This window comes from Sphingobacterium shayense, assembly GCF_013179575.1.
Lineage (GTDB): Bacteria > Bacteroidota > Bacteroidia > Sphingobacteriales > Sphingobacteriaceae > Sphingobacterium > Sphingobacterium shayense.
On the sequence record NZ_JABMCQ010000202.1, the window covers coordinates 1 to 6,103 of the forward strand.

A 6,103-nucleotide genomic window follows, 5' to 3' on the forward strand; every position below is an offset into this window, starting at 1 on the left:
TGACCGAAAGCAGAACTTTTTTTCCTGTAAATTTACCACTCACAAACGGTACGCGGCCGCCACCATATATCTTCCCACTGGCGAATACACGATCAACCCACCCTTTTAAGATAGCAGGCACCGAAAACCACCACAGCGGAAACTGCCAAATCAACAGGTCACACCACTCCAACTTGTCTTGTTCATCCGCAATTACCGTTGTAAATCCATTGTGCTTTGTCGCATGAATCTCCTCACGGCCCAACTTTAGGAACGAGTGATCCAGTACGGTTGTAAAATTATGCCGGTCGGATACCGGATTGAAATTCATTTCATACAAATCAGAGGTCTTCACTTGGTGTCCTGACCTACGTAAAGTTTCAATCGCTGTATGAAACATAGCGCCGTTAAAACTTTTTTGTTCGGGGTGGGCAAAAATTATTAAGATTTTCATATTCTATATTTTTAAGCAAAATTATACATAGAAAGTACTAAATATCATGTATAAATTTTCCTTATTTCAGTACATTTGCACTATGAGTAAAGCAAGATTGTACGAACCCTATTCAGTTTCATTTGAAACACTAGATGTATGTCCCATACAGGAACATAGCCACAGTTTCTTTGAACTTGTCTACATTCTCTCAGGATCGGGAAAACATTATGTGAACCAGCATTCTTTCGGCTATCATGCCGGAAATCTATTTCTAATTACTCCTAATGACAACCATAGATTTGAGGTCCAAACCAGAACTCAGTTCTTTTTTCTTCGGTTTTCCAATATCTACGTTAAGTCGAAGGCACTACAGATCGAAAGTATACGACGTCTAGAGTTTATACTACAAAATGCTAATCATAAGCCAGGATGTATCTTGAAAAACCAAACAGACAAAAGTTTGGTCCGACCGGTGATAGAGGCCTTGGTGAGGGAATCTGTAAATAAGGATCTCTACGATCAGGAAATTATCCAGCAGTTGGTCAACACTTTAATTGTAATCGTTGCAAGAAACATATCTAAGTACCTGCCTGAACAGATAAGCGACACTTCAGACGACAAGATTGTCTCCATTCTGAACTACATTCAGGTCAACATCTACGACCCTAAGAAGATACGAACAGCAACAATCTGTAATCATTTTGGTATTTCTTCAAACTATCTTGGCCGCTATTTTAAGAAACACTGCGGTGAGACAAAACAGTCGTATATTACTAATTATAGAACATCATTAATAGAGCATCGTTTGAAGCACAGTGATAAACGGGTAAACGAAATTGTATTGGAATTTGGTTTTACCGACGAAAGTCATCTAGATAAATTTTTTAAACAGCAAAGAGGTATAAGTCCCAAAAACTACAGAAAACAGTTTTTAAAGAAGAACCTCGAAGCCGCTCTTTAAAACAAGACCTCGAGGCCCGCGCCTATGACATATACTAGCAAGTAGTCGCGATGGGAAAATCTGGATATTCCTTTAAAACTACGTTTTATTAAGAGCTTGGTCAGCAAATTCTATCAATTGCTTTCCATCTACAAAGCCGATCTTTTTCAGCACTAATTTGCCTTGTGGTGTGAAGAATAGCAATGTTGGGTATGCAGTCACTTTCCATTTTTCGGCTAAAGGAATACCTTCGCTACTCTCCATATCGAATGTCGCGTTGATAAAATTGTCATTAAAATACCTTGCAGTTTCTTTTTCTTTAAATGTGTCGGCTTTTAACAATTTACAAGGTGAACACCAAGTTGTATAGGCATCAACAAAAATATATTTATTGCTTGTCCTAGCTTTTGTAGCGATTTCATCCCAATTGCCATCCGTAAAGTCAATTTCGAGCGTATCACTTTTCGTTTCAATCTTTGAACCATTTTGAGCAAATGAACTGCTTGCTAGGGCCATCAATGTGAAGATGACCATAATATAAGTTACTACTTCTTTCTTTTCGATTTTTAGCATCGTTCTCCTCCTACAAGTCCTTAATTATCGTTTCTGCCACTACCTTTAATAATTCCGGTTTTAGTCTTTTTGTTATATCTGGATTAATGTATTCAAACATTATTTCGCCCGTTCTACTCAATATAAACACCGACGGGACAGGCAATAGTAAATCGATATCCTTTCCACCGGTAGATTGCGGAAGCAGATCCCAATAGGCTTTAGGCGCTTTAAATGCGAGTCCAAATTTTTTAGAAACAGAGAGATCGGAATCTGAGAGTAAAGTGTACTCTAATTTTTCGTTTTTTATTGACGTATTTAAACCTTCGGGAGTATCCGTACTTATTGCTATTAACTGGTATCCCAATCCTTTTAGGTCTCCCAATATTTCTTGCAATCCAGATAATTGTTTCGAACAATACGGGCACCATCCTCCACGATAAAAAATTAAGATGGTAGGTTTTTTAGCAACCATCTTATTTAAGTCGACCACCTCGCCCTGCTGACTCATCAACATCACCATGGGGATATTCTCTCCTACTAAAAGAGGACTTATATCTTCGGCCTTTTGAGGATACACGTGCTGTCCCATAGCTATTTTATCCATTTCCATCTGGCGCATGTTCCCATCTTTTTGTTGACTTTGGGCATTGACCTGGTTAAGTATTATGAGCATACCAAGTAAGCTCATAATACGATTTATCTTTTGTTTTATACTTTTCATTTTATTTAATGAAGCGTGAGTAAATATTTTCGTCAGAGGCACACCCTCTTTTTGACAATCTTTCTGTCTATTGAAGACAATTTCATCGTTAGCTAAACAAATTAGATTTAATCTACAATTTACATTGAAAACACAATCAAGTTACAAACTATTCTATTGCTACCTTGATCATGTTTGATATAGCTGGTAGTGTCGTAAATCCATTCGGATTTGGTACTTCTTCTATATTTTTATCTTCCGAAAGCGGCACCCCTGCTAAATTAAATTGCGTAATACTCGCTCCTGGGAATTCGTTTGCAGCTGTCCCGTTGTCAAACAAACCAATTGTTGACGAAATATCTCCTTTTTTAAGCGCATCCACTCCATCACCTTTTGAGGCAAAATACCAGTCATTCGAAAAACCATACATGGTTGCAATAGCTAATCTATCTCCTGATTCAACCTTTAGTTCTTGTGATACTTTACTACCTGGCTGCTCACCGATTTTCGGTAATAACACAGTCGAATTGCTAGCTGGTAATACATACACATTCTTAACCCCATCCAGAGTTTTGAGATATGCTGAGAGTTCAGATGCATCGCCCATTTGTGCCAATTTTTTTAGTCCTTTGCCCCGGTCTTTTTCATCCGCTTTGTAAATTGGATTTTCAATACCGTTATAAACCACTACTAATACAGGAGATAGTGGTGTAAATATTCCGGTTTGTGCTTTAAGATAATCTGACAGCATTGAGATATCGCCCATTTCCGCAACACTGGTTAAACCATTCGCTGAAGGCTTTCCTGATTCATATATGGGATTTGGATTTAATAAATCTGAACCAGCAATATATGATACTGCCCATACGCCAGGGCTAAATGGTGTCGGATTAGTGGTGTTCCCTGATGTGTTTTCAATCGTCAGAGTAAACTGCGAGTCACCTTCATAATGCAGGCTTGCTTTTAGCAAACTAGAAGCCATAGCATAAGTATTTCCTTGTTCATCGACGCCGTTCACCTCAGTTATATTTTTTTCACCCGAGTCCGCGATCCCAGGATGCATCACATTCGGGCCTGGTACTTGGTTAATTCTTGTTCCATTGTCCCACAGCTTAATTTGATTTGATACATCACCCTCAACTGGTGTTCCATCCTCCTTAAATAATTTGATACCTGGATTTGCAGGGGCAAAAAACAAGTCGTTTGACAACCCGTACATTGTTGCAAATGATACAGCCTGCCCTTTGCCAGCGTATAATTGAATTGAAACTGATTCCCCAGGCATTATTAGCGGAGAACTGCCCGTATTTTTGAATGTTCCTGATTCAACCAAGGGCCTGGAATCCAATACATTTTCAATTGTGATAGTTGAAGATGTTGGAATGTCCATTCCCTCATTATCGTTCTTACTACACGATGCTAATACTAATGATAGTCCTAAGAATGACAACCATCCTAAATGTGTCTGTTTCATAAATTGTTCGTTTAAAATGTTATAAAACAAAGGTATCTGATGCCTCAATCACACTGATGTCCGAATTTCCCTATCGTATGACTGAATTTCCCGATTTTACTTGTTAATCTGCACAATCCAAAATGACTGCAGGTCTGTACATTAAACTTATTTGAATTAAATTTATAGCAAGTCTGTTTAAAATAGACCACTATATTTAAAATTTAGAAAAGAAAGAAATTCCATTTAATCGATAAATTGGGCATTTAGATATGTAGTAGGGAAATAGAGACAACTAACGAAGGCCCCTTTTTAAATACCTTTACCGAAGAAAAATGGAAGAAACATGGAAAAATCAAGCAGCACAAAGCTCCCAAATGTTGGGCTATTAATTATGATCTTAGGTTCGGCGATCGTCTTACTTTGGATCGGTGTTTTTAAATTTACATTAACTGAAGCGAAAGGAATCAGCGCTCTAGTTGAAAATCACCCGTTAATGGCGTGGACTTATAAGGTATGGTCAATCAGAACCGTATCAAACATGATCGGAGCAATAGAGATTATCACGGGTATTTTGCTATTGGTAGGAATGAAAATCAAAACTAGCTTAAAATGGGCCGGGCTACTAATGATATTGACTTTCGGTTTTACAATTAGTTTTTTATTTACTACACCTGGAGTATGGAAAATTGTGGACGGGGTACCTGTTACAGATTTCTTTATACTGAAAGATTTAGTCTTTTTAGGATTTGGGATTACGCTTTGGAAGGGATATCAAAATCCGGTAGTATCCATAGCAATATAGGAAACGATATAAACCGATCGTCAACGCCCGTGTTAGCACCGCGAGATTTAATAGGTCGGTCAACTTTAGCCGTTACGACTATCTCATGCCTCCTACCGATTACTCGACGAGAAATTTTTGCAATGTTACTTATGTTTGAAAACCGCAGCTTCTGTTATATTCTATTTGAGGCCGTATTGAGGGTGAAATAAAAAGTACTTCCAGCACCATACTCACTCTCTACCCAAATTCGCCCTCCCTGAGCTTCGATAAATTCTTTGCTTATGGTCAACCCTAAACCAGTTCCTTCTTTCTTTGCACCGGGAATTCGAAAATAACGTTCAAAAACTTTATTCAGAAATTGTGGCTGTATCCCCTGTCCAGTATCGGTGACGGAAAATTTCACAACATTATTTCGCTTTTGCGTTTTCACAAACACCGTAGCGTTCTCATGGGAATAACGAACCGCGTTGGAGATTAAATTAGTAAGAACCCAAGCTGTTTTTTCACTATCGGCAGCGACGAAGTCATTGTCCTGTAGGTCGATATCGATTTTGATGTTGTTATGCTCAGCAGCAGATTTGTTTGCGTTAACAGCATAGTCAATCATCGGCTTTATTTCCGAGATATTCAGATTGATTTGAATGGCGCCGCTTTCAACTTGACTGATATTGAGTAACTCGCCGGTTATTTTCAAAAGTCGGTCTGTATCGTCTTTTATACCCCTAATCAAACCTTTCTGCTCTTCGTTCAAACTACCTATTTTTTCATTTTCTAACAATTGGATCCCCATTTGCATTGACGAAATTGGCGTTTTAAACTCATGCGAAACGGATCCCATAAAATTGGTCTTGGCGAGGTCCAACTCTTTAAAAAGCGTAATATTTCTTAAGAGAATAACCTGCCCTATAAATTCGCTATCCTCTTCTCCGGTTGGGAAAATATTGATATCAACTACTTCTTTCTCGAAATAGCTTTGTTTTCCGTCGGCATATATTTTTAACTGCTCTGAGTTCATGGCTGTGCCACTGGGGCGGAAAATGTCCTTGATAATGTTTCTCACTAGGTCATTTGTCACCGCGACGTCCTGTATCTGTTTTCCAATGAATTCCTCGGGCCGTAAACCACAAATATTTAATGCCTCTTCGTTGGCAAAGAGTACCTTTTTCGTTTCATCAATTCCAATAACGGGATCATGCATATTATCGATCAATGTCTCTATCCGTTTTTTTCCTTTTAGAATTTTGTCGAGTTTG

General features: G+C 38.4%; 7 protein-coding genes. 2 read left to right on the plus strand and 5 right to left on the minus strand.

All coding sequences use genetic code 11. The features are described from left to right. On the minus strand, positions 1–433 hold a 433-nt coding region (locus HP439_RS17060), incomplete at its 3' end, for an NAD(P)H-dependent oxidoreductase (protein ID WP_172391545.1). Between the two features lie 82 nt (positions 434–515). Between HP439_RS17060 and HP439_RS17065 the strand changes: the two genes are divergently transcribed. Further along, on the plus strand, positions 516–1,376 hold the full coding sequence (locus HP439_RS17065) for a helix-turn-helix domain-containing protein (protein ID WP_172391546.1): 861 nt from the start codon (positions 516–518) through the stop codon (positions 1,374–1,376). 78 nt (positions 1,377–1,454) lie between these two features. Here HP439_RS17065 and HP439_RS17070 read toward each other — a convergent pair whose 3' ends face one another. The 3 genes from HP439_RS17070 to HP439_RS17080 all read right to left on the minus strand — a co-directional run bounded on the left by HP439_RS17070 (position 1,455) and on the right by HP439_RS17080 (position 4,084). After that, positions 1,455–1,928, minus strand: coding sequence for a thioredoxin family protein (locus HP439_RS17070; RefSeq protein ID WP_216657887.1), 474 nt, complete (start codon positions 1,926–1,928; stop codon positions 1,455–1,457). 10 nt (positions 1,929–1,938) lie between these two features. After that, positions 1,939–2,631, minus strand: a complete 693-nt coding sequence (locus HP439_RS17075) for a peroxiredoxin-like family protein (RefSeq protein ID WP_172391547.1) — start codon at positions 2,629–2,631, stop codon at positions 1,939–1,941. A 148-nt stretch (positions 2,632–2,779) separates the two neighbouring features. Then, entirely contained in the window at positions 2,780–4,084 is a 1,305-nt protein-coding gene (locus HP439_RS17080; protein WP_172391548.1) for a spondin domain-containing protein, read from the minus strand. A gap of 325 nt (positions 4,085–4,409) precedes the next feature. Here HP439_RS17080 and HP439_RS17085 point away from each other — a divergent pair, with 325 nt between their 5' ends. Beyond that, entirely contained in the window at positions 4,410–4,868 is a 459-nt protein-coding gene (locus HP439_RS17085; RefSeq protein ID WP_172391549.1) for a DUF417 family protein, read from the plus strand. Between the two features lie 154 nt (positions 4,869–5,022). On the opposite strand, the gene HP439_RS17090 is transcribed toward HP439_RS17085, so the two are convergent. After that, positions 5,023–6,103 (minus strand): PAS domain-containing sensor histidine kinase (locus HP439_RS17090; protein WP_172391550.1); only part of this gene is annotated, 1,081 nt, incomplete at its 5' end.